23 protein-coding genes and 1 riboswitch are annotated in these 26265 nt (G+C 69.1%); of the genes, 8 read left to right on the top strand and 15 right to left on the bottom strand.

Annotated features, from left to right (window positions below; genetic code table 11):
* The first annotated feature begins 1 nt into the window (after position 1).
* Positions 2 to 1483, top strand: coding sequence for a peptidylprolyl isomerase (locus KF709_13135; GenBank protein ID MBX3175352.1), 1482 nt, complete (start codon positions 2 to 4; stop codon positions 1481 to 1483).
* On the opposite strand, the gene KF709_13130 is transcribed toward KF709_13135, so the two are convergent.
* The 6 genes from KF709_13130 to KF709_13105 form a co-directional block, all read right to left on the bottom strand.
* Positions 1480 to 1965, bottom strand: a complete 486-nt coding sequence (locus tag KF709_13130; protein MBX3175351.1) for a winged helix-turn-helix transcriptional regulator — start codon at positions 1963 to 1965, stop codon at positions 1480 to 1482. The genes KF709_13135 and KF709_13130 overlap by 4 nt on opposite strands.
* A 9-nt stretch (positions 1966 to 1974) precedes the next feature.
* On the bottom strand, positions 1975 to 4065 hold the full coding sequence (locus KF709_13125) for a TonB-dependent receptor (protein ID MBX3175350.1): 2091 nt from the start codon (positions 4063 to 4065) through the stop codon (positions 1975 to 1977).
* Between the two features lie 122 nt (positions 4066 to 4187).
* Positions 4188 to 4285: riboswitch (TPP riboswitch) on the bottom strand.
* A 35-nt stretch (positions 4286 to 4320) separates the two neighbouring features.
* On the bottom strand, positions 4321 to 5460 hold the full coding sequence (locus tag KF709_13120; GenBank protein ID MBX3175349.1) for an AI-2E family transporter: 1140 nt from the start codon (positions 5458 to 5460) through the stop codon (positions 4321 to 4323).
* Between the two features lie 3 nt (positions 5461 to 5463).
* Positions 5464 to 6792 carry a glycosyltransferase family 39 protein gene (locus KF709_13115; GenBank protein MBX3175348.1) on the bottom strand — a complete coding sequence of 443 codons (1329 nt, stop codon included), beginning with the start codon at positions 6790 to 6792 and terminating at the stop codon, positions 5464 to 5466.
* On the bottom strand, positions 6789 to 8717 hold the full coding sequence (locus tag KF709_13110; GenBank protein ID MBX3175347.1) for an LTA synthase family protein: 1929 nt from the start codon (positions 8715 to 8717) through the stop codon (positions 6789 to 6791). Before KF709_13110 ends, KF709_13115 begins: the two co-directional genes overlap by 4 nt.
* A 180-nt stretch (positions 8718 to 8897) precedes the next feature.
* Positions 8898 to 9593: a hypothetical protein gene (locus tag KF709_13105; GenBank protein ID MBX3175346.1), complete on the bottom strand. Its 696-nt coding sequence runs from the start codon at positions 9591 to 9593 to the stop codon at positions 8898 to 8900.
* Between the two features lie 239 nt (positions 9594 to 9832).
* Here KF709_13105 and KF709_13100 point away from each other — a divergent pair, with 239 nt between their 5' ends.
* The 4 genes from KF709_13100 (at position 9833) to KF709_13085 (ending at position 13355) form a co-directional block, all read left to right on the top strand.
* Entirely contained in the window at positions 9833 to 10405 is a 573-nt protein-coding gene (locus tag KF709_13100) for a gluconate 2-dehydrogenase subunit 3 family protein (protein ID MBX3175345.1), read from the top strand.
* Complete coding sequence (locus tag KF709_13095; protein MBX3175344.1) at positions 10405 to 12108, top strand: GMC family oxidoreductase; 1704 nt, start codon at positions 10405 to 10407, stop codon at positions 12106 to 12108. The genes KF709_13100 and KF709_13095 overlap by 1 nt, the downstream gene beginning before the upstream one ends.
* 86 nt (positions 12109 to 12194) lie before the next feature.
* Positions 12195 to 13007: a TIM barrel protein gene (locus KF709_13090; protein ID MBX3175343.1), complete on the top strand. Its 813-nt coding sequence runs from the start codon at positions 12195 to 12197 to the stop codon at positions 13005 to 13007.
* A gap of 135 nt (positions 13008 to 13142) precedes the next feature.
* Positions 13143 to 13355, top strand: coding sequence for a hypothetical protein (locus tag KF709_13085; protein ID MBX3175342.1), 213 nt, complete (start codon positions 13143 to 13145; stop codon positions 13353 to 13355).
* 34 nt (positions 13356 to 13389) lie between these two features.
* Here KF709_13085 and KF709_13080 read toward each other — a convergent pair whose 3' ends face one another.
* Complete coding sequence (locus KF709_13080) at positions 13390 to 15183, bottom strand: response regulator (protein ID MBX3175341.1); 1794 nt, start codon at positions 15181 to 15183, stop codon at positions 13390 to 13392.
* A gap of 45 nt (positions 15184 to 15228) precedes the next feature.
* Positions 15229 to 16116, bottom strand: coding sequence for a c-type cytochrome (locus KF709_13075; protein ID MBX3175340.1), 888 nt, complete (start codon positions 16114 to 16116; stop codon positions 15229 to 15231).
* Between the two features lie 70 nt (positions 16117 to 16186).
* On the opposite strand from KF709_13075, the gene KF709_13070 reads away from it, so the two are divergent.
* Positions 16187 to 18103, top strand: coding sequence for a GMC family oxidoreductase (locus KF709_13070; GenBank protein MBX3175339.1), 1917 nt, complete (start codon positions 16187 to 16189; stop codon positions 18101 to 18103).
* The gene (locus KF709_13065) at positions 18103 to 18816 is read left to right on the top strand and encodes a gluconate 2-dehydrogenase subunit 3 family protein (protein MBX3175338.1); all 714 of its coding nucleotides are present in this window, start codon (positions 18103 to 18105) and stop codon (positions 18814 to 18816) included. Before KF709_13070 ends, KF709_13065 begins: the two co-directional genes overlap by 1 nt.
* 116 nt (positions 18817 to 18932) lie before the next feature.
* Here KF709_13065 and KF709_13060 read toward each other — a convergent pair whose 3' ends face one another.
* From KF709_13060 to KF709_13050, 3 genes are read right to left on the bottom strand one after another with little or no spacing between them, the layout of a single operon-like run.
* The gene (locus KF709_13060; protein ID MBX3175337.1) at positions 18933 to 19349 is read right to left on the bottom strand and encodes a hypothetical protein; all 417 of its coding nucleotides are present in this window, start codon (positions 19347 to 19349) and stop codon (positions 18933 to 18935) included.
* Between the two features lie 47 nt (positions 19350 to 19396).
* Complete coding sequence (locus KF709_13055) at positions 19397 to 19780, bottom strand: hypothetical protein (protein ID MBX3175336.1); 384 nt, start codon at positions 19778 to 19780, stop codon at positions 19397 to 19399.
* 5 nt (positions 19781 to 19785) lie between these two features.
* Positions 19786 to 22020, bottom strand: a complete 2235-nt coding sequence (locus tag KF709_13050; GenBank protein ID MBX3175335.1) for a carbohydrate binding family 9 domain-containing protein — start codon at positions 22018 to 22020, stop codon at positions 19786 to 19788.
* 193 nt (positions 22021 to 22213) lie between these two features.
* On the opposite strand from KF709_13050, the gene KF709_13045 reads away from it, so the two are divergent.
* Complete coding sequence (locus KF709_13045; protein ID MBX3175334.1) at positions 22214 to 24175, top strand: FHA domain-containing protein; 1962 nt, start codon at positions 22214 to 22216, stop codon at positions 24173 to 24175.
* Between the two features lie 54 nt (positions 24176 to 24229).
* On the opposite strand, the gene KF709_13040 is transcribed toward KF709_13045, so the two are convergent.
* From KF709_13040 to KF709_13025, 4 genes are all read right to left on the bottom strand, one after another.
* The gene (locus KF709_13040; GenBank protein MBX3175333.1) at positions 24230 to 24622 is read right to left on the bottom strand and encodes a DUF1801 domain-containing protein; all 393 of its coding nucleotides are present in this window, start codon (positions 24620 to 24622) and stop codon (positions 24230 to 24232) included.
* A 174-nt stretch (positions 24623 to 24796) separates the two neighbouring features.
* The gene (locus tag KF709_13035) at positions 24797 to 25063 is read right to left on the bottom strand and encodes a hypothetical protein (protein ID MBX3175332.1); all 267 of its coding nucleotides are present in this window, start codon (positions 25061 to 25063) and stop codon (positions 24797 to 24799) included.
* Between the two features lie 104 nt (positions 25064 to 25167).
* Complete coding sequence (locus KF709_13030; GenBank protein MBX3175331.1) at positions 25168 to 25527, bottom strand: hypothetical protein; 360 nt, start codon at positions 25525 to 25527, stop codon at positions 25168 to 25170.
* A 118-nt stretch (positions 25528 to 25645) separates the two neighbouring features.
* A complete protein-coding gene (locus KF709_13025; GenBank protein ID MBX3175330.1) occupies positions 25646 to 26137 on the bottom strand; it encodes a DinB family protein in 492 nt (163 codons plus the stop codon).
* Positions 26138 to 26265 lie beyond the last annotated feature (128 nt).

Here is a 26265-nt window from a genome sequence, read left to right as displayed (position 1 = left end):
GATGCGAACTGCGCGACGGATGATCCGAGTGACGGCGGCCGCGGCCGCCCTGCTGGCCCTGGCGGTGGCGCCGGCGATGGGCGCGGCCCAGGCCGCATACACCGTTGCCGACTCGGCTATCGTGCGGCGGATTCTGCTCGCCGAGGACGCGCGCGAGCTGTCTGCCGCCGCCTTGGCGGAAGGGGTGCGGCATCGTGATCCGATGATATCGGGCCTCGCCGCGCGGGCGCGGGCACGCATCGCCGACTCGACCTTTGCGGCGCGCGACACCCTGCTCGGCGGGCGCCTGCGCGCTACAGTGACCTGGCCGGAGCCCGGCTGGAAGGCGCGCTACCGGGCGCTCGCGGGCAGCCGGGATGACTGCGCCGCGATGCAGCGGGGGCTGACGGACGCGGTGGTCGCGGTGCAGGTCCGCGCGGCCGCGCTGCTGCGAGCTTCGTGCGCGACGGACGAAGCCGTCGGCGCGACGCTGCGAGCATGGGTCGATGCGCTGCCGATGGCGACCTCGACGCACCAGCGCGCGCAGGCCTCCTGGCACCTGGGCGCGCACGGTATCGTGGCGCTCGCTCGCCTGCGGCCGGACGAAGCGCGCCAACGTCTCCCGAGACTGGCCTCCCATCGGCAATGGAATGTGCGGCAGTACGCGGCGCGCGCTGCCGGCCTGCTGCGCGACAGTACGACCCTGGTCGCGCTCGCGGACGATCGTGACGCCAATGTCGCCGAGGCGGCCTTCGATGCGATGCGCAGCGCGAAACAGACTCCCGCAACGCCATTGCTGCTGCGGGCCCTGGAGCGCGAGGAGGCGCAGGCGGTGCGTGCGGCCGCGATCACTGCAGGTGTAGTCGGTGATCCGGCGCTCCGCGCCGCCGCTGAGCGTGCACTGGCTCGCTTCACGGCGCACGCCATTGCCTCCGAGCGCGATGTCCGCGTGGCACTGCTGGCGATGCTCGGCCGCCCCGCGAGCGACGACCGTGCGCCCGCGCGCCCAGCGCAACTCGGACGCGACGCGGTGGCCCTCGCGCTCGGGGCCGAGCGGTACCTCGAGGTGCTGATGGCGCCGGAACACGGCGGCGGGCACTTCACCGTGCGCCTGCGCGGCGACGTCGCGCCAATCATGGCAGCGCGCGTGCTCGACCTCGCGCGCAGCGGCCACTACAACAACACGAGCTGGCACCGTGCCGAGTACGACTTCGTGCTGCAGGGCGGCAGCGCCGGCGCCAACGAGTACGTGGGCGACGCGCGCTTCCTCGTGGACGAACTGGGCACCATCGCGCATCCGCGCGGATCGGTGGGGATGAGCACGCGCGGGCACGACACCGGCGACGCGCAGTGGTTCATCAACCTGCGCGACAATGCCCGCTTGGTCGGGGACTACACCGTGTTCGCCGAGGTCGTGGAGGGGATGGACATCGCCGACGCCGCGCTCGAGGGCGACCGCATCGTCAGCATCCGCGAGGTGCGGCGGCCGGCCGCGCGGCCCTAGTCGTCCTGCACGCCGTCGCGCACGGACGCGAGCAAGGCGTTCAGCGCACGCTGGTCCTCCTCCCGGGGCAGGCCGTCACTGACGAGCCGGCCTGTCTCCCGAATCAGCGTGTCCATCGCATCGAGCAATCGCAGGCCCTTCTCGGCGATGACGCAGTGCACGACGCGCCGGTCCGAGCCCGTGCGCGCGCGCCGCACCAACCCTGATTGCTCGAGCTTGTCCACCAGGCGCGTGATGCCCGGCGCCTCCTCGATCAAGCGATCGCGCACGGCCAGCGTGGGCAGCCCGTCCTTCCCCGCCCCGCGCAGGATCCGCAGCACGTTGTACTGCGCCACGGAGATCCCGTACGGCTCCACGCGCTTCGCGATGGCGCGCCGGACGAGGGCCGCGGTGCGCATCAGGGCCACCACGGCCTCGTCAGCCGGCGTGTCAAAGGGCTTGGACTGCTGCAGCTCCTCCTGCAGCGAGCGCGGACGCGTCATGCCTGCAACTTAGAATCCCACGGTCACGGTGGCCAGCACGGTGCGGGCCGCCACTGGGAAGAAGTAGCGGACGGAGCCGTCCGTGTAGCCGCTGGCGTAGGCGGTGGCATCGAAGAGGTTCTGCACCTGCACGCGCAGCGCGGAGCGCCCGACCGTGTAGGCCAGGCCCAAGTCCGCCAGCGTGAAGGCGGGTGTCACCAGCGCCGCGTTGCCATCATTGGCGAGCTGTGACTCACCCACGTGGCGCCCGGACAGCGTCAGTTCCAGCGCCGACGCGGCCTGCCAGGCCAACTGCGCGTTGGCGATGACGGCCGGCGAGAGCACCGGCGCCACATCCGTGTAGGTCGTGGCCGAAGCTTCGTCCGTGTACTCGGCGATGCGCGCGCGCATGAGCATCGCGTTGCCCGTGACCAAGAGCCGACGATGCACCTGCCAGGCGAGCTCACCCTCGACGCCAAGCCGTGTCGAGCGATCCACGTTCTTGCGCAGCTGGCTGCCCGTCACGGCGATGGCGCCGATGGCGGCGATCTCGTCCTGGAACCACATCGCGAAGCCGTTCACGCTTGCCTGCAGTGTGCCGCGCCGCCAGCGCGCACCCACTTCGACGTCGGTGAGTCGTTCGGGCTTTACCTGCGAGAGCGGCAGCAGGTCGGCGGCCGCCGCGTCGTCCATATCGTCGGCGCCGGCGAACATGTCGCTGCGGGTGGGCTCTCGGCTGGCCTGCCCCAGCGAGGCGAACAGCGAGAGCGCGGGCTGCGCCCGCCAGGTGACGCCGACCTTGGGGTTCATGAAGAGCCAGTCGACGCGTGGCGTGTCGAAGCTGTTGCCGGGCGTCGCTTCGTACCGGAACGCGGCGCGGCGCAGCTGCAGGTCGCCGGTCCAGTCGAAGGCACCACGCGTGACGGTCGCCTTCACGAAGGCACTCTGCTCCGCCTTGTGGCCCGTGTTGTCGTAGATGCGCGTGCGCGTGTCCGGCTTGATGTTGAGAAAGTGGTCGCGCGCGTAGCGGCTGAGATGTGCGCCCGCGGAGACGCTAAGGCCCTCGCGATCATAGTTCAGCGTGGACAGCAGCCCGTACCACACGTGGTCGAGATTGAAGCGCCACAGCGTGGGGTCGCCGACGTCCACGTCGTACCAACCGCCTGCCGAGTTGCGATAGCCAGTGGTGGTGACGGTCACTCCCGGACGCAGCACCCGCGTGTACTGAAGCGAGAGCATCTCCTGACGGAAGTCGTCGCGCTCGTCCCGTCCCATCACGTTCGTGCGAGGATTGGCCTCGAGTTCCGCTTCGCTGGGAGCGTAGTAGGCGAGCTGCATCTTCGATCTGCCGGCGAAGCCGGTGAGCTTGAGCGCATCACGCGAGCCGAACCACCCGGCGCTCACGAAGCCCGACAGCGCTTCGTTGCCGGAGTGCTCGCGGTAGCCAACAGTCTCCTGCGTCGAGACGCGGCCGTAGGCGGCGAAGCCGTTCACGAGACCTGTCGCGCCCTCAACGCTCACGCGCTGCGTGCCCCAGCTCCCGCCGGTGAGCTGTCCCTCGGCGAAACGCTCGGTGGTCATCAGCGGCAGGCTCTGGAAGTCCAGCGAGCCGGCGAAGGACGCCGTGCCGAAGGCGCTGGAGCCCACGCCGCGCTGCACCTGCACGCTGTGCATCGAGTTCATGAAGTCCGGTACGTTTGAGAAGTACAGGACCTGGTCTTCAGGATCGTTGAGAGGGACGCCGTCCACCGAGATGGCGAGGCGCGTCTGGTCCACGCCGCGTAGGCGGATGGAGCTGTAACCCGAAAACGCGCCGGCGTCCGAGGCGGCGGTGATGCCCGTGGCGCCGAGCAGCGCCAGCGGCGCGTCCTGCCCCGCATACGTGCGCTCGATCGTGCGGCGGTCGAGCGTGGTCTGCGAGGTGGGCGTAGCGCCACCGGCGCGCAGGGCGCGGATGACCACGCTCTCGAGCGTGTCACGAGCAGCGGTCGAGTCGCGTGGCGATTGCTGGGCGTCCAGTGGCGAAGACAGCAGCAGGGCCAAGCAGCCCGCAGCGGCCGCGTGACCTGCGGCAACAAGCAGTCGAGCGTTCCATCGGTCCATCGTGCGGCAGTCGTACATTCGCGGTGTCCTCGGTGAGACGTGAGGGCGCCGTCGCTGCGAGTCCTGCCGAGTGGCGTGGCCAGAAACGACAAAGGCCACGTCACCCGGCAGGCGGGTGGCGTGGCCCCATGCAGCGGCACTCACGACACTCGCCGCGCTCCCTACGCCGGTGTGAACCGGGTCAGGTTCCAAGGGACTGTCTCAACTTCGCACTCGCGAAGTACCCCTGGCGGCTGTCCTACAGAACTAGTGGAACTGACGCCGGAGCGCCAGTCAAGCCGCCGGTCGCGAGGGCGCGCCGTCGCGCGCACTCTCCGCGGCTCCGCCGTCCTCGTCGCCTCCCGCGCCCGCCTCGTCAGGACGCACCACGGGCATCTCGGCGGTGAATCCGCCTTGCGGTAATCGTCCCGCAAGCAGTTCACCGACCGGCCGCGTCGTCTCGAACTGCCCCAACACGATGCGGAGGATCGCCGTCAGCGGCGCCGCGAGCAGCATCCCGACCACGCCCCAGAGCAGGCCCCAGAAGACGAGGGCCGCCACGATCGTCACCGGGCTCAGGTCAAGGTTTTGGCCCATCAGCATCGGATCCAATCCGTTGCCGATCACCATCTGCACCACACTGCTCAACACGAAGATGGCGATGACCGGCCCCAGCGTCTCGTACTGCACCAGCGCAATCGGGATCGGCAGCAGCGTGGCGACGATCGACCCGATGCTCGGGATGAAGTTGAGCACGAAGGTCAGCACGGCGAACACCAGCGCCAGTTCCAGCCCGAAGGCCGTGAGGATCACCCAGATCAGGAAGCCCGTCATCGTCGAGATGAGGAACTTGATGACGAGGTAGCGGCGGATGTCGCGGTCGATCTGTCGGAAGACGGGGCTCTTGATCATCTCGCGCCGACGGCCCAGCAGCAGGAAGATGACGAAGATCAGCACCAGCGTGCCGTTGCTCACCAGCGTGAACGCCGACTCGGCCGAGGCCTGCACGAGGCGTGACACCGGCAGGTTGCGCATCGTGTCGACGAGCGTGTCCTGGCTGAGTTGCACGCCGCGGGAGTCGAGCCACGCCGTCACCTGCCGCGCGACATCGATCAGCTTCTCGCGATAGATGTCGGCCGATTCCGTCAGGCCGCGACCCGAGGTGACGAAGAGCAGGCCGACGAGGAACACGCCCACGCCCACCACCGCCATCGTGACCACGGTGGACGCCCAGCGCGGGAAGCGCACCTTGGATTCCAGCAGGTCCGCGATGGGCGAGACGAGATAGTAGATGAAGACCGCCAGCACGAAGGGCACCAGCAGCGGCCGCGTGTACGCCAGCGCGAACGCAATGGCCACCGCGGCGATGACGACCACCGACACGGTGACGAGACTGGCCCGCTCCTCGGCGAGGATGCCCTTGGGGTTCTGCACGCTCTAAAGGTGGCGGTCGGACGGAGTGGGGACAACTTGGCGATGCGCCACGTACGCCGCCGGCAGCACGAGCAGGAGTTCAATCGGCAGGCGGAAGCGCGCGCTGGCGATGATCCCCACGAAGACCAGCGAGAGGCCGAGCAACGAGAGCAGCCAGTAGGCGTAGCCGGGCGGCCATCGCCGGTCGCGACGGCCGGCCCGACCGATGAGGGCGAGGCCAACGAGCGCCGCCGCGGCCAGCACGAGGTACGGCAGGCGATACGCGGCCACGAAGGCGCGCGGGTTGGTGGGATCGAACCACAGCAGCATCCCAAGCCGCTTCACCGCGACCCTCAGGTACGCGGTCGGCTCACGGCGCAGGTCCTCGAGCAGCCGAGCGCGGAACCAGTGCATCCGTTCGCGTTCAGTCGGCAACGCACGAATCGCCGCGCTGTCGGCGGCGCGGAGCGCACTGTCCACGCTCACCGCCTCGGCGCGCGCGGCGTCGAGCAGTGCCTCCGTTGCCGGGCCGCCGCCAATCTTCCACGCGAGAGCGTCCGCCACCTCCGACGACACCGGACGCTTGTCCGTGCCCGAGGCCCCGACGTGGTTGCCCTGCCACGCCACGTAGCCGAATGAGGACTTCACGAAGCCTGGCGCGCCCAGTACCACCGCGTTGCGCAGCAGCCAGGGCGCGAGCACGAGCGCGGCAGTCGCCGCCACCAACAGTGGTCGCCGCGGCGCGCCGCGTTCCTGCCACAGCAGCCAGAGCCAGCAGAGTCCGAAGGGCGCGGCAAGGATTGGCTCGCCAAGCGCGCCGAGCCCGCCGGCGACGCCGGTCCAGACCGCGGTGCGTGTGCTGCCCCGCCCTTCAGACATCGCCACGAAGCCGGCGAGCGCGAACAACAGGAAGGGCACGGTCCAGTTCACGGACTGGATGCGCGTGGGCAGGTAAATGAAGGCGGGGTAACAGGCGAAGATGAGCATCGCGGCGATGGCGGCACGTTCGCTCCACCAACGCAGCGCCAGTCGCCCGAGCGCGATGGCGCCGCCAGCCGCCAGCACTGCGAAGACCAACTCGACGAACAGGCGTCCCATCGCGGAGCCAGAGCCGAAGATCCAGTAGCCGAGGGCCAGCAGCATCGGGATCGCGGGCGCTTGGTGCCCGGTGGGCTCGGGCACATCCGAGAAGAACCGAAAGACAAAGCCCTCGCCGCGCAGCAGGGCCTGTGCGATCTCCTCGTGCTCGTAGGCGCCGGCATCACCCATCCAGGTGCGCAGCCAGAGGATCAGCGCGGCCCGCAGCGCAAAGGCGAAGCACGCGAGCAGCGCAAAGCGTCGCTCGGTGCTCACGGTGTGCCTTCGGAGCGGTAGAACGAGTTGCCCACCATCGAGTTCACGAAGTGCTGCAACTGTGCCTTGAGCTTGGCGGACATCGCCGTCACGCGTTCGCTGGGCAGCGACGCGGGCGTTCCGCCCGTGGTCTCCCGCGAGTACGCCACGCTGCGCTCCTGCCCGTCGGGCAGCCGCTCCAGCACGCCCTCGCGCCGCACCAGCCAGAAGGTCTCGTCGCTGGACAGCACAGCCTCACCTTCGGCGTCAGCGAACAACGACTGCCCGAAGCGCGGCACACGCTCGGGCCGCGCGCCAGCGTAGTCGAGGATGGTCTTGAACAGGTCCGCGTGCTGGATGATGCGCGTGGAGTCCAAGCCCGCGAGCGACTGCGTGGGATGATACAGCAGCACGGGTACCAGGTAGCGGCCGATCGGCGTGTCGTAGCGGGGCGCGCGCAACGGCGCCGTGTGGTCGCCGGTGATGACGAACAGCGTGTGCGCGAACCACGGCTGCTGCCGCGCGGCCTCGAAGAAGCGGCGCACCGCGAGGTCCACGTAGGCCACGCTCTGGTGGATCTCGCGCGTGCCCGTAGGCAGCGAGTCGCGATAGCGCTCCGGCACGCGATACGGATGGTGCGTGCTGATGGTGAACAGCGTGGTGAACCAGGGCTCGCGGTGCGTGCTCAGCGTGCGGGCCGCGTACTGCAGCGCGGGTTCGTCGAAGAGTCCCCAGTGTCCGTCGAAGGCCGCACGCTGCAGCGAGTCGGGATACGCCTCCAGCGGGATGAACTCCTCGATGCCCGACATCGCCGCGATGGCGTCGAAGAACATCGTGCCCTTGGGCGCGCCGTGGAAGAAACTCGAGTGGTAGCCCTGCTCGGCGAGGAAGTGCCCCAGCCCACGCCACTCATTGCCTTGGTAGGCCGATACCGCAATTGAACGGCCGTAGTAGAGCGGCACGCCGAGCAGCAGGCTGGGCAAGGCGTCCATCGAACGACGGCCGTTGGCGAAGGCGTCGCGATAGAAGACGCCGTGCTGCGCCAGCGAGTCGAGGAAGGGCGTGAGCTCGGGCGCCTCGCGATCGTCCGCACCCCAGTACTCGGTGCCGAAGCTCTCGAGTACCAACAGCACGACATTCTGCGGGCGCGGGGCCGGCGGCACCCGTGCCGCGCCGCCGTACGGCGCCGGCAGCCGGGCCTCGACCTCGGCGTCACTTGCGAAGAAGTCGAGCGGCGTGAGCCGTCCACGCGACTCCGAGTGCAGCATCGTGAACGCGCTGTTCAGCGTGAGGATGCCCAGCGCGTGCTCGCCGGCGGCAAAGGCGTGGATCGGCTTGAGGGGCTTCTTCTGCCAGCCGCCGCGCGCGGCAAGGAACGTGAGCAGCACCACGCCCAGCGTGCGGCCCGCGGCCTGAAGCCAGCTGCGGCGCGGCGCCACACCGTCGCGGGCACGCGGATACAGGAAGACCAAGCCGGCGATCAGTGCAAGGCCGATCGCGGTGAGGCCCGCGAAGTTCACGAAGAGCTGCCCCGCCTGCGCCTGCGCCTCGTTGCTGAGCGCGAAGACATCCAGCGTTACCCGCGTGCCCGTGAACGGGAAGTAGCCCACGTCGCCCATCATGATGACGGTGAGCGTGGCGTTCACGAGTACGAAGACCGCGAACAGCGCCCGCTGATACCAGCGCCGCGCCAGCAACGCCGCCGGTGCGAGGCTCAGCAACACGAACGGCAGGTTCGAGTAGGCGATCGCCGAGAGATCGAAGCGCAGGCCGTGCAGAAAGGCCCCGGCGATGCCCGTCCACGAGCTATCGGCGAACGCCGAGCGGTTGTCGACGAGGAAGACCGCGCGCACGGTGACGTAGAGCGCCAGCAGCAACAGCGCTCGCCGGGCCAGGAGGGACTCCTGCGTCGGCGGGGTGCGGCGGTCAGCGTCGGGGGCGGTCATCGAATGCAGAGCAGGGCGAGGCGGCAAGCGTGAATGAATCGGCGCGACGAGGCGGGCGCGGAAACGAGCAACGGACGGAACGGGGGAAATCTCCCCAGTTCCGCCCGTCGATTCAATCAGGCGACTCACTTCCCTGGGGCCAGACGCCGCATGCGCGCGGCGCTGGACCCTCCCCGCGCCTCAGCTGGCCCGGATGTACAGTGCCTTGGCCTGCTGCTGCGCCAGCAGTGCGGCGAAGATCCCCGACGGCTGCAGGCGCACACCCGGAATCAGCCCGGCAATCGCCCGCTCGCGGGCCTCCTCGGCGCTCACGCCGTCCTTGACCACGACCAGCGGCACCATCAGCATGCGCAGGGCCGCATCGCAGGCCAGCACCACGCCGCCACGGGCGATGAAGTGCGGCAGCGCGAACGAGGCATAGGGCTCCGGCACGCCATCGCCCTCGCCGAGCAGCGCGGGGTTCTTCGTGATCACCTTGCCGGTGAGCGGATGCTCGATCGTCGGGTTCGCGACGCCGTAGCGGTCCCAGAACTCCTGCTTCATCGCCAGCACGATGCCGTTGTGCCGCAGGACCAGCGCGGTGGAGAGCTGCGCGAAGGGCACCCCCATCACGCCCTCGTACTGCTTGGCCCAGATGGTGGCGCGCCAGACGCCGTAGCCGCGCTCGACTTCCGGCACGTCGAACACGCTGCGCACGCGGCCGGTGAGCTGCTGCGGCCAGCTCACGTCCCAGTCGCGCGAACGCGCCGAGGGCGCGCCGGCGAGGTCCGCGGCCGCCAGCACGTCGGGGAGTGCACCGAGCCCAAGCGCGAGACCGCTCGCGCTCAGCCCGCCTACCATCAGCTTGTCCAGGAAGTCACGTCGAGTCGAAGTCATTGTCTGCTCCAGTGGTGTGAGGGGGTGAACACCAAGGGATGCGCGGGGTGGGCGGGAATCCCGACATCGGGGGGCAATGGGGATCGCCAAGAGGCGATCTCGTGCGATCACGTGAGAGGGCGGCCGAGGACGCGAGGCCACTACCGATTGCCCAGCGTGTCGCTCTGGCGGGGGTCTGCCTCACGTGGCACGTTTGCCCGCGCGCTGTTGGTGTCCCCTCCCCCGAATCCACGCATCCGATGTCGCTGTCTCGTCGCAGCCTCCTCGCCATTGCCGGCGTTGCTGCCCTGCCCCGCGCCGCGCGCGCCGAGCTGCCCTCGGCCGAGTGGACGCGCGCCGCGCTCGCCCGCGGAGCCGAGGTCGGCCCGTCCGGCCAAGGCGTCTTGAGCGCCGACGAGCGCGCCACCATCGCGGCGATTGCCGACGCCATTTTGCCGCGCACGGAGACGCCGGGCGCGCTCGATGTCCAGGTGCCCGCGTTCATCGAGATCCTTGCCGCGGAGTGGCTCACGGACGAGGAGCGCAGCGACCTGCACGTAGGGATCGTCGAGCTCGACCGGCGCGCCAACAGCACGCACGGCGCGGCCTGGCCGGCGCTCACGCTCGCACAGCAGCAGTCCGAGATCGCCTGGGCTGAGTCGCGCGTGGGCACGGCAAGCCTTGGTCAGCGCGCCTTCCGACGCCTCAAGTCCTGGACCGTGCACGGTTGGGTGACTAGCGAGCGGGTGCAGCGCGAAGTGTTCCGCTCGCAACTGTTTCACCAGGCCTACTATGGATGTGCGCCGGTGGCACAGTCCGAGGGCGACCGCTGATGCCGCGCGAACTGCCCCGCGGCCAGCGCCGCGCCTTCGACGCCATCGTGGTCGGCTCCGGCATCTCCGGTGGCTGGGCGGCCAAGGAACTCACGGAGCGCGGGCTCGACACCTTGGTGCTTGAGGCTGGCGGCCCGGTGGACCCACGCACGGACTACACCGAGCACGTCCGACCCTGGGAAGTGCGCTACCGCGGCTACGGTGACCGCAAGGCTTTCGAGCGCGACCAGCCCGTGCAGCGCGAGTGCTACGCCTGCGATGAGTTCGGCCACAAGTTCTTCGTCAACGACATCGAGAACCCGTACACGACGCCGGACGACGCACCGTTCAAGTGGATCCGCGGGCGACACGTGGGGGGTCGCTCGATCACCTGGGGACGGCAGGTCTACCGCTGGAGCGACCTCGACTTCGAGGCTAACGCCCGCGACGGGCACGGCACCGATTGGCCCATCCGCTACGCTGACATCGCGCCCTGGTACACGCACGTGGAGCGTTTCATCGGCGTGTCGGGCGCGACGGAAGGTCTCGACCAGCTCCCCGACGGCGACTTCCTGCCGCCGATGGAGATGACCTGCGTCGAGCGCCACGCGCGAGAGAAGATCCTCGCCGCGTTCAATGGCCAGCGGGTGATGACCATCGGCCGCGCAGCGATCCTCACGCGCAACCACAATGGGCGTGCGGCCTGCCACTACTGCGGGCCCTGCGAGCGCGGCTGCGTCACGCATTCGTACTTCTCGTCGCTGGGCTCGACGTTGCCGGCCGCTCAAGCCACCGGCCGACTCACCCTGCGTCCGCACAGCGTGGTGGCCGAGGTCGTGCACGATCCGCGCACGGGTCTCGCCAGTGGCGTCCGGGTGATCGACGCGCAGTCCCGCGAGGAACAAGTCTTCGAGGCGCGCGTGATCTTCCTCTGCGCCTCGGCGTTGGAGTCGGTGCGCATCCTGCTCAACTCCAGGAGCAGCGCGCATCCGCAGGGCATGGGCAACGCCTCCGGCACCTTGGGCAAGTACATCATGGACCACCATTTCCTCTGGGGCGCGGGCGGGACGATGCCCGGCTTCGAGGACCGTCGCACGCAGGGCAGCCGGCCGAACGGCATCTACGTGGCGCGATTCCGGAACACGAAGCGCTCGCCGCAGAGCGCCGACTTCCTGCGTGGCTACGGCATGCAGGGTGGCGGTGGGCGCGGCCGCTGGGGCGGCGATGGCGGCGGTGCCGAGTACAAGCGCCGGATCTCCAGCGAGCTGGGCTCCTGGTCGATCGGCATCAACGGCTGGGGCGAGATGCTGCCACGCGCCGAGAACGCCGCGACCTTGGACCCGACCAAGACCGACAAGTGGGGCATCCCCGCGCTTCACATTGAATGCCGCTGGAGCGAGAACGAGCGGGCGATGATGCGCGACATGGCCGCGTCGGCGACGGAGATGCTCGAAGCGGCCGGGGCGACGAACATCCGACAGAACCGCACGGAGATTCCCCCTGGGCTGTGCATCCACGAGATGGGCGGCGCCCGGATGGGACGCAGTGCCGAGGTATCGGTGCTGGATGACAACAACGCGCTGTGGGAAGTGCCGAATGTGCACGTCACCGACGGCGCTTGCATGGCCAGCTCGGCCTGTCAGAATCCCAGCATTACCTATATGGCGTTGACGGCGCGGGCGGCGGCCCGCGTGGTGGAGCGTATGAATCGAGGCGAGCTATGAGTCCGACGAGACGCGAGGTGCTGGTGAAGGGCGCGGGGGTACTCGCGGCGGCCGCGGCCGCGCCGCTCGTGAACGCAGCCGATGCGATGGGCGCGACGCGATCCGATGCGGCGCGCGAACTCGACGCGCTCCCCACGCCAGCGCGCGAAGTCCCATTTCGCCAAAGCGTGGCCCGCTGGTGCTTCGCCAACACGCCGCTCGACGAACTCTGCGCGCAGGCCAAGCGCATCGGCCTCCACGCGGTGGACCTGCTGTCCGAGAACGAGTGGAGCGTGCCCATCGCGCACGGCCTGCGCTGCGCCGTCGCCAACGGCCCAGGCCCGATTGTCGATGGCTGGAACCGTCCAGACCTGCACGACCGCCTCGTGGCGGAGAGCGAACGCCTGCTCCCGCTCGTGGCCGCGGCGGGCATCCCGCAGATGATCGTCTTCTCCGGCAACAAGCGCGGCATGTCCGACGGCGAGGGCATCGCCAACTGCGTGGCCGGCCTCAAGCGCATCGTGCCGGCCGCCGAGCGACACGGCGTCACGCTGGTGATGGAGATGCTGAACAGCAAGGTGGACCATCGCGACTATCACGCCGACCGCACGGAGTGGGCGGCGCAAGTGGCGCGCGGGCTCGGCACGGAGCGCTTCCGGCTGTTGTACGACGTCTACCACATGCAGATCATGGAAGGCGACGTGATTCGCACAATTGAGCGCTATTCGCCGCTGATCTCGCACTACCACACGGCCGGCGTGCCGGGCCGCAACGAGATCGACGACACGCAGGAGCTGAACTACCGCCGCATCGCGCAGGCGATTGCTGGGACGGGGTTCACCGGCTACGTGGCGCACGAGTTCATCCCCAAGCGTGCGCCGTTCGAGTCACTGGCCGAGGCGCAGCGGGTCTTCGCGTAGGGCCGCCTCCGGCATCGCCTTCTGTTCGGGTGCCCCAGAGCGCGGCCGGTGACTTCAGTCTCCGGCCGCGCGTCCGATACTCACCGGGATCGCCCGCGACTGCGGGCGCTGCCCCGGGGACGACCGGAGGCACCGATGCCCGCAACCGAACAGCGATCCGTGGAAGAACTGATGTCCGGCGTGCTCGAGACCGAGCACACCGTGCGACTGAACCGAGGGGATATCGACCCCATCAGCCTGCGCCGCTATGAAGGGCACGCGTCGCCGCGGCGCATCGCGCTGGCCATCGTGGCGGTGATTGCCGCAGTGGTGGCGGCGGCCGCCCTGGTCCTCAGCAGGCTGCGCTAGCGCGTCGTCAGGACGGCGCGCGACGCCCCGCGGTTCAGGACTGCGGGACGGCCACTTCGCGAGGCAGCGGCGCGTCCAACTGCTGGCGGACGTTGGCGACGAGCGTCGCGGTGTCAAAGGGCTTCTGCAGGAAGGCCAGCGACGCGCTCTCGATGCCCTCGAGGAGGACGTCCTCCGGCACATAGCCGGAACACACGAGCACGCGGCCGTCCGGGAAGCGCTGACGATACCGCTCGATCAACGGCCGCGGGCCTCCGTCCGGCAGCACCGCGTCGGTGAGCACGAGACTCACCTTGGGCATCCGCTCGAGTTCCCGCAGCGCCTCGGCCACGTTGCCCGCGGTCCGTACGGCGAATCCGGCCTTCGTGAGCCCTCGCTCAAGCAGTCGCCGCAGTGAGGGTTCATCCTCGAGCAGGAGGATGGTGGGCGTATCGCCCGCGCCGGCCTCCGGCCAGTCGTCCTCGACCGTGGCCGTGCCCATCGGCGTCGCGCTGACCTTGGCGCAGGGCAGCAGCAGTCGGACGGTCGTGCCGGCACCCGGCGCGGAATCGATCTCGATCGAGCCACCCATCGCCGTGATGCTCGAACCCACCATCGCCAGCCCCATCCCGGTTCCAACACCGGCGGGCTTCGTGGTGAAGAATGGGTCGAGCGCGCGTTGCCGCACAGCCTCGTCCATTCCGCAACCGCTGTCCACGACCTCGATCGACACGCGGTGCGTCGCCGCCTTGCCGCCCTCCAGTGCCGTCACATCGCGCACGCGGAGCGTCAGCATCCCGCCTTCGGGCATCGCGTCGCGTGCATTGAGACAGAGATTCAGCAGGATCTGCTCCAACTCCCCGACCGCGCAGTCCACGGCCTCGCGGGACTTGGCGTCGGTGCGCACGACGATATGCGCCGGAAAGAGCCGGGTGAGGGATGGTGCCATCGACGACACCACGGCGCCCGGCACACAGCGGCCGCCAGGCGCACTGCCCTGCCGCGCGAAGGAGAGCAGTTGCCGTGTCGTCGCTTGTGCCCCTCGCGCCGCGCGGCCGATATCGTCGAGCAGGCGCGCCCGGTCCTCTGGAGCGGGATCGTGCCGCAGTTCCTCGAGCGCGAGGGTCAGCACGCCGACCGCGTTGTTGAAGTCGTGGGCGATGCCGCCGGCGAGTCGGCCCAGCGATTCCAATCGTTGCGCCTGCGCCGCCGTCTGCAGCGCCAGTTCGCGCTCGTGATGCGCCTCCATCGCCAGGCGCCGTGCCTCGGCGTGGTCGCGCACGGCGCGTTCGAGCCGGTCGATGACAAACGCGAATGCCGAGGCGATGGCGAAGGTCGTGACCGCCACGGTGACGACCGACATCAGCCAGGCGCTGCCGCTCCACTGGTCCTCCCAACGGAATCCGAGATTGCCGCTGCGCACACCGTAGACCGACACGACCATCGTGGCCGTCACGACCGCAGTCGGCCACCACACGTTTCGGGCATAGAACACGGTCGCCAAGACCCAACCGATCAACACCGTGCCGGTCGCCATCTTCGGACCGCTATGAAAAATGCCGCAGACCGCAACGGCGCCGAGTCCGACGACGAGCACGCGGCTCGAATCGCGCACGCGCCGTGCGGGAATCCGATACAGCAGGATCACCGTGGCCACGACGGCGACCAGCTCCAGCAGGTTCCACCCATCCACGCCGAGCGGGCTAACGACCGTGGGCGCGACCTCGAGGATGGTGATCGGGATGCCAAACCACAGGAGCACACGGCGCGCGAGGCGCGTGGTATTCCAACGCGCGTCGCGCATCACCGTGGCGGCGGCGCTGGCGGAATCGTAGTGGAGATGGGGCATCGCCCCAAGTATCGGCAGACTGAGCGCCAATCCTGCGCGCGCCTGCTACCGCCCCGGCCGCCAGAAGACGCCCGTCGCGATCGGCCGCGACGGCAGTGATTGCAGATACGCGTACAGGTCGCGGCGCTCATCGTCCGAAAACGCGGCGAATCGGTCCTTGGCGACCATCGCCATCAGGCCGAGGTCGCGTCCGTCCTTCGGCACCCCGGTACGCATCAGGGTCGTGAACTCCTCCGGACTGTAGCCCGCGACGATTGCCAGGTCGGGAGGCGCAATGTCTCCCTCGACCCAGGCCCCGCGAAGGTCGAGCCCGTGGCACTCATTGCAGGTCGTCATCGCCAGTCGCTCGCCGCGGACGAGTTGCGGGTCGTCTGAGTCGCCGAGTTGCAGCGGCGGAACCCGCGCCGCCCAGTCCGCCATGTGCCCGGCGTCATCGGTAAGCACCGCCCAGCGTGCGGTCCAGCCGAGCGCTGGCGCTGGATGCTCGACCTGGATGACCTCTGCCGAACGCAGCGCCCCAATGATCGCCGCAATGTCCTCGTCCGGCAGATGGCGGAAGTTGTACGAGGGCATCGACCACAGCGCACGGCCATCGGCGCCCACACCGGCGCGGATGGCGTTGGCCAGCGTCTGTGCGTCGTGCGCCCGCGCGTGCCGGGCAAGGTTGGGGGCGACCGCGCGCTTCACCCAGACCCACTCCTCAAAGACCTGCCCCTCCAACTGATCGCCGTGGCAACCGAAGCAGCCCCGCGTACGGAGGAGATGGCGGCCCCGCGCCAGCGACACGGAGTCGGTCGGGATCGCTGCCGTGAAGGCTGGCGGCGGCGCAAACGTGCGAAGTCGGCGCTCGCTCAATCCGTAGACGAGCGCCAGTCCCATCACGGGCAGGAGAAGCGCGGCCACGCCGATTCCCACGACTCTGCGATGCCTCATGGCGGAGAGTGTACCGTCCCGCGCGGCATCGCGGAATGCCCACGGCGCGCCTTCACATCGCCGCTTCCAAATGCTACGTTCTCGCCCGAGTGGCGGCCCGGATGGCTGCCGCAGTTGGTCCCCGAATGGTTGCCCGAGTGGACGCCCGTCGCGGTCGCTGACCGCAGAGCCCGCACCTGCCCCCGGAGTGGACGTGACCAGCAGTGCCGCGAAGTCGCAGGACAGCTACGACGTCATCATCGTCGGCTCCGGCGCGGGGGGTGGCATGGCCGCCTTCCAGCTCGGCGTGGCCGGCCTCAAGGTCCTCGTGCTCGAAGCGGGCCGGAACTACGATCCCACGCGTGAGACGCCGATGTTCAAGCTGCCGCGCGAGGCCCCACTGCGCGGCGCCGGCAGCCGCGAGAAGCCCTTCGGCTTCTACGACGCCACGGTCGATGGCGGCTGGGAAGTCCCCGGCGAACCCTACACCACCGCGCCCGGCAGCTCCTTCCTCTGGTGGCGTTCGCGAATGCTCGGCGGCCGCACCAACCACTGGGGCCGCATCTCGCTGCGCATGGGCGAGTACGACTTCAAGCCCAAGACCCGCGACGGACTGGGTGCCGACTGGCCCCTCTCATATGAAGACCTCGCGCCGTACTACGACAAGACCGAGATGCTCATCGGCGTTTACGGCGGCGACGATGACCTCGAGAACACCCCGCGCTCGTCACCCGGCGTCCTGATGCCGGCGCCCGAGCCGCGCGCTGTCGAGCGGCTCGTACACAAGCACGCCACCGGCTTGGGCATCCCGACAATCCCGGCGCACCTCGCGATCATGACGCAGCGGCAGGATGCGGATCGCCTTCCCCGCCGCCTCTTCCCCAACAATCCGCTCGCGCAGCGCGTGCTCGCCGAGTCGATGCGCTCGCGGCAGGCCTGCTTCTACGCCACGCCCTGCGGATGGGGCTGCTCGATCAAGGCCAACTTCCAGAGCACCACGGTGCTGCTGCCGCCGGCCGTGGCCACGGGCAACGTCAGCGTCATTACCGACGCGATGGTGCGCGAGGTCAGCGTCGGCCCCGACGGCAAGGCCACGGGCGTGAGCTACATCGACAAGCGCACGCGCCAGGACCGGCACGTCTCGGCGCGCGTCGTCGTGTTGGCGGCCAGCGCCGCCGAGACCGCGCGCATCCTGCTTAACTCCAAGAGCTCACGGAATCCCAACGGCGTCTCCAATTCCAGCGGGCTCGTCGGCAAGTACTTGATGGACACGGTCGGCGCCGGACTGGGCGGCCGCATCCCTGCCCTCGAGGGCCTGCCGCCGCACAACAACGACGGCGCCTCGGGCATGCACCTCTACATGCCGTGGTGGGGCTACAAGGATCAGATGAGCGGCAAGCTCGACTTCGCGCGCGGCTATCACATCGAGTTCGGCGGTGGGCGCGGGATGCCGGGCAACGGCAGCTTCAACTTCCTCGAGAACCTCACCGAGGGTTCCTACGGCACGAAGTTCAAGGAAGCCGCGCGTCGCCACTATGGCACCTACGTCTGGTTCGATGGCCGCGGCGAGATGATCCCCAACGAGGACAGCTTCTGCGAGATCGACCCCGACACGGTCGACCAGTGGGGCATCCCGGTGCTGCGCTTCCATTGGAAGTGGAGCGACCACGAGCTCAAGCAGGCCGTGCACATGCAGAAGACCTTCGCCGAGATCATCCGGTCGATGGGCGGCACGCCGAGCTCCGAGCCGCAGACGGACGGCAACCGGGCGATTGCGCGCGGCGGGCAGATCATCCACGAGGTCGGCACCTGCCGCATGGGCAGCGACCCGCGCACGAGCGTGCTCAACGAGTACTGCCAGTCGTGGGACGTGAAGAATCTCTTCGTCACCGACGGCGCGCCCTTCGTGTCGAACGCGGACAAGAACCCCACGCTGAGCATCCTCGCGCTGGCCTGGCGCACCACGGACTACATCCTCGAGCAGCTGCGCACGCGGGAGATCGGCTGATGAGTGACACTCCGAGGCACCCCACGGAAACCGGGGACGCGAAGGACGGCATGAAGCGTCGCGAGGCGCTCAAGGTCATTGCCACCGCGGCGGCGCTGCCCGTACTCGGCGCGCCGAGCGAGGCAGGCGCGCAGGGACAAGGCGCGGCAGCGGCGCGTCCCGCGCAGGGCCAGCAAGGACGACAGCCGGCGCCCGGCGTCCCGCGCGGCGATGCTTGGGATCCGGACCTCATCCGACCCAAGAAGGACTGGCCGCGCCTGCTCACGGCGGCCGAGATGACGACGCTGGCCGCGCTGGCGGACACCATCATCCCCGCGGATGCCAAGTCGCCGAGCGCCACGGCGGTCGGCGCGCACCAGTACATCAACGAGCACGTCAGCGCGCCGGGTGAGAACTACGCCCGCGACCTCGTACGGGTGCGCGGCGGCGTGAGTTGGATCAACATCGAGAGCCAGCAGCGGTATGGCGCGCCGTTCCATCGCATCACGGCGGCGCAGCGCACCGCCATCTGCGATGACATCTGCTACCTGCCGAAGGCCAAGCCCGAGCATCGCACCGGGGCGCGGTTCTTCTCGCTGGTGCGGAACCTGGTGTCCACGGCGTTCTATACGACGGATGCGGGCATGCGCGACATCGGGTACATCGGGAATACGGCCCTGCCCAAGTGGGATCCGCCGCCACCGGAGGTGCTGCGGGCGTTGGGGCTGGAGTAGCACGAGCTCGGATGAGACTGCGGGGCGCGTGGGCGAAGGAATCGCCGACGCGCCCCGCTTTGCTGCTACGCGGCGACCGGCAGCCGCGTCAATGCAGCCGCGTCAATGCATCCGCGTCAACGCGCGCGTAGTACGAGCTCGCCGCGCATCCCGCCGCCGTAGTGTGGCGCGCAGTAGAACACATAGCGGCCAGGCGGCAGTTCCGCGGTTGCCACCGCGATCGTCTCTCCGGGAATCAGCACCATGTCCTTCGAGAAGAGGTATTTCTCGTCTCCCCCGAGCGCACGCGCGAGCGGCGAGAGCGCGCCCGCCGGAATCGAGTCCCGCTCAAAGGCCACGTTGTGCGGCGCGCCGGATTCCAGCACGAACACAACTGTGTCGCCGACCGTGGATTCCACGCGCGCGGGGAAGAAGCGCTGGCCACGCATCACGACACGCACCTCGGCCGCGGCGCCGTCGCGCGAGCCCATCGGCGCCGCCGCGGGTGCCGGAGACGCCATCATCGCCTCACCCGCCGTCACCGTGAGAGCCACCAACGCAAGCGGTAAGGCCCAGCCGGGTCTCGTGCGAGCCTGCGCTCTCATCTGCCTTCCGACTGCGCCGCCAGCCACGCTTCGGCGCTCTCGAGATCATGAAAGATGCCGCCCGTACTGAACACTTCGGAGAATACCTCATACTGACGCGCCGTGCCGAACTGAGAGGGCGACGCCACCACCACGGCCGTGAGCCATCTCCGCCCCGCCAGCAGGGGAACGGCGATGCCCTGGATGAGGACTTGCAGGTCCGCCCCGACAAGTTCGACGTCCGCCGCGCGCACGTCCGCAATCGTCTTGCCGCAGGTGAGAAACTCGTCCTTGCGCAGGCTCGCGCTCCAGTACGCACCGAGTTGCTCGGCGTTGACCGTGCCCGTCCAGGTCTCATAGACGGTCTGCGTCGTCGGATCGATCCGATAGTGAATCGGCATCGACGCTACCTCGCTGCTCCCACTTGGTACGAATACTTCACCGTCACCGAGCGCGCCAAGGGTCGCCGCCACCGCGTGAAGCCCTCCGCCTCTTCGCCATCGTTGAGCACCACAAACAGGCCCGTGTTCGCCGTGCTCAACCAACCCAGTCGCACGTTCGCCGTGAACACCTCCGCCTGGTTGTTGTACTGTGTCAGCGACTGCACGAAGATCCGCGGCGTGAAGAAGTACGCGAGCTTGAGGCCAATCAAATCGCGGACGAAGTCGCCCTCCGGCAGGTCCACGTCCTGGTGGTCCAGCGTCAGCGTCGAGGAGAACGCCGCGCCGCGCCGTGCCGTGATGGCCACGTTGCCGCCGGTCTTCGTGCCCGAGTAGAACTGGCCGGCCTCGAGGCGCGCGAGGAAGGAGATCGCGTCACTGGGATCCGAGCCCCAGTCGAGGCCCGGCACCGAGAACGCATACTGGCCCGGCTGCAGGATCACGCCCGGCGCAATCTCGAACGGCACCTGCAGGCCTTCCGTGTACACATTGATGTCGGGCCCGAATCGACCACCGCCATTGAACTGCACCTCGGTGACGTCGATGTGCGCCCACGACGACTGCAGGAATCCGTCCGTGCCCACGTAGCGGCGCAGGCTGATGTGCGGGTTCCACTCGCGCACGTGCCGCCACGAGGGATTGCGCACCAACCGCATCAACATCAACTCGTCGAAGCGATACCCGGCGGGCCGCGCCATGAAGCCCACCTCGGGATTGAACGCATCGCCCACCTGCAGCACGCGCACCGAGTGCCGCCAGTCGCGCGTCTCGTAGGCCACGCGGCCGCTCCACGAGTAGGGATCGCCTGTGAGACCCGGGGTCTCCGAGTGGCCGGCCCAGGCATCGGCCGTCCAGTCCTGCCCGATCCCGACGCGCGCATCCACGCCGAGTACCCGATTGAAGTCGCCGCCGTCGCCGCGCCGCTGGCGCTGCACGGCCATCACGCCGACGCGCGAGCGCGTCGAGAGCTCGCGCAGCAGGCGCAGCACGCCGTAGCCGTTGCCTTCGACGCCGTTCTGCGCGTCGGTGACCATCGCCAGGGCGCCGACCGTCAGTCCGCCCACGCGCCCCGTAAGCCGACCGCCGCCGAGGATCGGCACGGGCTGGCCCAGCGAGTCGATGCCGATGCGTCGGGTGAAGAACAGGTCCACGGCCTGCGGCGTGCCCGCCGAGAGCACGCCGGCGTTCTCCAGGAAGAAGGGCCGCTTCTCAGGAAAGAACAGCGGAAATCGCGTGAGGTTCGTGCGCTGCTCGTCCACCTCGACCTGCGCGAAGTCGGTGTTGTACGTGAGATCCAGCGTCAGGCTGGGCGTGATGCCGTACTTGGCATCCACGCCGAACTCACCGGTGCCGCGGAACGCCGACTGCGTGGTGTAGTTGCGCGCCGAGTTGCCGAGCACGTACGGCGTCACGGTGGCGATACGCTGCGCGGGCACGGCGAGGTCCTCCAGTGTGCCCGCCTGCGAGAGCCGGTTGATGCTGAACTGCCGCGACACGCGCGACCACAGCGCCTCCTCGTTCCGGCGCCGGATGCCGCGCATCAGGTTCAGGCCCCAGGTCTGCGTCGCCCCGCCGCCGTAGCGCAGCGTCGAGAACGGTACGCGGAACTCGGCGTACCAGCCCTCGCCGTCGCGCGAGGTGCGCACGGTCCAGTTGGCGTCCCAGTTCAGGTTCACGCCACCCAACGAGCCCGCCTGCGCGCGGCTCTGCCCCGCCACAAACACGCCCCCGCCCTCACCCTCGCGAATCACCTGCGCATCGTGCTCGATCCCCGAGGGCGTGGTGCCGAAGAGGAAGCCGTTCTGCCGGTCGTGATACGTGTCGAGGATGAACGCGAAGTAATCGCTGTTCGTCAGGGTCACGTCGCGGATCGTCTCGCTGGGGACGATCAACGCCGCCTCGCGGTCGTAGAGCCAGGCCGCCACATACAGCGCCACGCCGTCCGTGACGATGCGCACCTCCGTGCGCTCGCTGACCGGATTGCCCTCGACGGGCTCGCGCTGCACGAAATCCGTGAACACCGTGGCCTGCTGCCAGGCCTCGTCATCGAGGCGCCCATCTATGGTAGGGGCCACGCTGACGACCGTCGCGCGGCCACTGCGGCCACCGGGGCCGGTCATCGTCACCGACTGGGCGTCAGCGGCCGGGCCGAGCGCCAACGCCAGGAGGGCGATGGCCGCGAGGGAGCGAAGAGAGATCACGTGCGGACGACAGAGGTGGGGGTCCGCACGCACTCGCGCGCGGTGGCCCGAAAGATGGCCCAATCCGGCGGCGAGGGGCAGTCGGCCGTCCGCCCTATCCGCTCCGACCAGTGCGCCGCATCTTGGGACAGTCTTCCACCGCGTCCCTCCCCTCGCTCCCCTCCCTCCCTTCCCGCCCCGGAGCCCTCCCCGCGTGACGCTGCTCTCGCTTCGCGATATGCGCACCGGCACCGTCCAAGAGTTCGCGTCGGACGAGCTGCGCCTCGGGCGTGATCCGGACTGTGCGGTCGTCATCGAGGGCGATGGGGCTGGCGTCGTCTCCGGATTCCACGCGCGGCTGTTCCAGCGTGACGGGCGCTGGATGATCGAGGACCTCGGCAGCCGCAACGGGACCTCGCTCAACGGGCAGCGGCTGGGGGCGAACGCGCCGCAGCCAATCGATGTCGGCGCGCTGCTGCGGCTCGGAGAGCGTGGCCCGGAGTTCCGGGTCGATGGGCTGCGCAACCGGCGCATCGCGGAGACGATTGCCGAGGATGGCGCGGCGGGACCGGCGGGCGCTCCCAGCGCGGCGCGCTCGGCACCTGCGGTTGCGCCTGCCGCTGCATCAGCCGCGGCGTCTCCCGCTTCCCCGACGCTTGAACTCGTGCTCAAGGAAGTGCGCACCGGGAACCGCTATCCCGCGCGCGGCGGTCGCATCCGCCTCGGCCGCGGCGAGGAGTGCGAAGTGCAACCGCGGCAGGCGGGCGATTCGGCCGTCTCGCGCGTGCACGCCGAGATCGTCCTCGCGCCGGATGGGCGCGTGCTGTTGCGTGACCTGAAGAGCAGCAATGGCACTCAGCTCAACGCGAAGCCCGTCACGGGCGACCACGAGCTCAAGCTGCGCGATCGCATCGCGCTGGGCCCTGGCGGGCCGGAGTTGCTCGTCGAGGTCCTGAAGCTCCCTCCGGCAGTCGCCGATGCAGCGCAGTCCCCGCGCCCGGCCGCTGCCGGCTCCGCAGGCGCGCGCTCCGCCGCGCACGTGGCAAACGCAGCGGCCGCCGCCCCGCAAGGCAAGACGATGATGCTGCGCGGCATGATCGAGGAGTCGAGCCGCAAGAGCGCCTCACGCCTGCGCGTGACGGTGTGGTCGTTTGTCGCCTTGATGTCCGCCTCGGTGGCGGGCTTCTATTGGTGGACGGACCAACAGCAGCGCCTCACCGCGCGCCAGCTCGAGGAACAGCGAGTCGCCCTGGCCGCAGCGTCGGAGAAGACGACCGCGCTCGAGGGCGCCCTGCAGCGCGCCGAGCTCGCGCTCAGCCAACAGCTCGCCGCCGGCGATTCGGCGCAGCGCCAATCGCTCGACGAACTCAATCGCCTGCGCGATGAGTTGGCCGCAGCGAGCGCGCGCGTCGCCAGCGGCAGCGAACGCGAGGCCCGCGCCTCGCGCGGCCTGCTCGACAGCCTGCGCAGCGCCATCCGCAGTCAGGAGGAACGCAGCGCCGCCATCTCCGACCAGGTGCGCGCGGTGAAGTCCGTGAACCTCGCGGCCATCTCGCAAGCGGCGGGGCCGGCCGTCGGGATGGTCACCGGCTACGGCGGCAGCGAGGTCTGGGACGGCTCGGGCTTTGTGCTCACGCGCTCCGGCTATTTCGTCACCAATCGCCACGTGGCGACGGACAACGGGAAACCGGCGGACTCATTGTTCGTGCGATTGGCGGATACCAACCAGCGGCTGCGCGCCGAGGTCGTCAGTTTGCCGACCGGCGATACACCCGATCTCGCGCTGCTCAGGATCCGCGACTACGGCGGCCCGGTGATCCCGAAGATCGACTGGAGCGGCACACGCGCCAAGCAGGGCGAGTCGGCGGCGATGATTGGGTATCCAGCCGGCGCGTCGTTGGCCTACGACTTCTCGACCGGTGCGGTACGCACGTCGATGAGCGCGGGCATCTTTGCGCAGGTCACCAGCGACGAGCTGCGATTCAACGGCTTCTCGGTGGGTGGCTCGAGTGGCAGTCCGCTGTTCAATGCCGACGGCGAGGTGGTCGGGGTGCATCGGGCCGGCCTGCGCGAGGCCTTGGCGCAGGGGCAGCGGCAGTATGGGTTCGCGGTGCCGGTGCGGCAGTTGATTCCATTGTTGCCGGCGGATGCGCGCGCGGAGTTGGGGATCCGCTGAGGCGCGGCTTGCGAGTGCAAGCGAGAGCGACTCGCCCGAAGCGCCGCACGGCCGTCAGCGTAGCCGCTCGAGCCGCCCTTTGCGCTTGACGATGTCCCGGTAATTCCACTGGATCTCGCGCGACTTCTTGAGCCAGCGCCGCAGCAGCGTCTTCCTCACCTCGGCGACGTCGTTGAAGAACGCCGAGGCGTCCTTGAACTTCTTGCCGACGACGTCGAGTCCCTCCTCGTCGAAATCGGCGCCGCTCCAGAACATCAATCGGATGCCCGGCTTCTGTCGGCTGTAGCCGACGATGGGATTGTCGTCGAGGAACCACACGGGGTGGCCGTGCCAGATCTTGTTCTCGGCCGTGGGCAGGGCCTTGTCGATCTCCGCGGCCAGTAGCTCGCAGAGGACTTGGTGGTTGGGCGATTGCGTGGCGTTGTAGCGCTGGACATCAGCGTGCACGTGGGGCGTCCTTGTGGTGTTCACAGTTCGCGTGGATTCCCTGCGCGTCGAGTGGAGCTCGCCAGACGTGGCCGGTTCGCGTCATGAGGTGTTGATTCACTGCGCCAGGCCGGGGGCGACGCGTTCCACGAGGTAGCAGACCTCCGTCCGGATGCGTTCCGGATGCGCGTCCCACTAGCGTGGCGCGTTGTCGTCATCCAGCGGCGGAACGATGGGCGGCATCTCGCGCGCGTACGGCAAGTGCGTGCCTTCGGGTCCGTGCTGGTGCTCCCAGGCGCGGCGGAGCCCGCTGTCGAAGATCTCGGAGGCCAGCATCGGCCCCGTCGTCGGATGCAGCGGTCCGTTGCGATCCCAGGTGCCCTCGCGCTCCTTCCGCGCGGCGAACCGGCGCGCGCTGATCACCATGGCGATGATACCGACGATGAGTATGAGCGAGAACACGGCAGCCTCCCGGGCGACAGGTCCTACCACCGCATTGCTCGGCGGTGGCCGCTCAAATAAGCTGCCGCGGCGAAGCTGCCGCAATCAGCCTGGCCTAGGCCGAGTCAGCGTGTCGCTGCGCGCCCGCTCTCGCGCGTGGTCACGACAATCGCCCCCAGCGCGCCCCTCGACCCGTAGAGCGAAACGGCGGCAGCTCCGCGCAGCGTATCGACCTGCACCCGTCCCTGCTTGATCCGTGCGCGCGCGGTGTTCGCCGACACGATCTTCCCGTCGACGAGATGCAGCGTGTCACGAACGGCGAAGCGTTGGCAGACGATGATGGTCGGGGCGGGCGCCTGCATCGACTCCGGGACCACACTCGCGACCGCCTCGGCGCGCGACGGAGCCGCCGGACCCAGGGCCCGCTCTGGAGCGCACCCGAAGAGCATGACGATCACGGACAGGAGCGTGACCTGCGTGCGCACCTGACGCGGGGGGAACTGGAGATGCTGGCGCAGGCGCCTCTCCTCGGCCGGGGATACCCGCCATACCCTTCGGCGGACGAAATGGTCACCGGGCACGGCGCCTCGCGCGCCCACGAGTTCAAAATGTCCGCTCGTCAGCGGTCGGACCGTAGATCGACGGCAGCGGCACGTCGAGCAGCCGCAGGTACACACTGAGCTGCCCGCGGTGGTGCACCAAGTGGCTGATGGTCTGGCGGACCACCGCCCCTCGGAGCGAGGTGAACAGCGTGCGGTCTCCCATGCGGAGCGACCACTCCGTGTCGAGATGGGCGTCCGAAGTCTCGGCGAGGACTGTGCGCGCCTGATTCACGTTGCCATCGAACTCCTGGAGCAGCGTGGCCAGGGTCTCGAAGGAGTAGCCCTTCCCCGCTGCGAGGTCGAGACTGTCGTCGGTGAGGGCATTCGTGATCCAACCCGGCATGCGGCAAATGAGCTGCACCAGGTGGCCGAGCGGGAACGACTTCGGATGCGGCCGCCACGCCATGTGCTCGCTTGGCACGCGTTCGAGCAGCCGACGCGTCGTGGCCATCTCTTGGTCGAACTCCGGCAGCATCGACTCCCCTCTTCGCATTCCACCCTCCAAGGTCTCGCCCCACCCCCGCAATTCTACGGGCTCGCCACACTTCCGCCACCGACGCCAAGGACTCCCGCACGGGCACGTTCGTCCCACCGCATCGGCGATTGGCCCCGTCTCCCCGC

It is taken from the genome of Gemmatimonadaceae bacterium (assembly GCA_019637445.1).
Taxonomy (GTDB): Bacteria; Gemmatimonadota; Gemmatimonadetes; order Gemmatimonadales; family Gemmatimonadaceae; genus Pseudogemmatithrix.
This window is presented reverse-complemented; position numbering and strand designations above follow the sequence as displayed.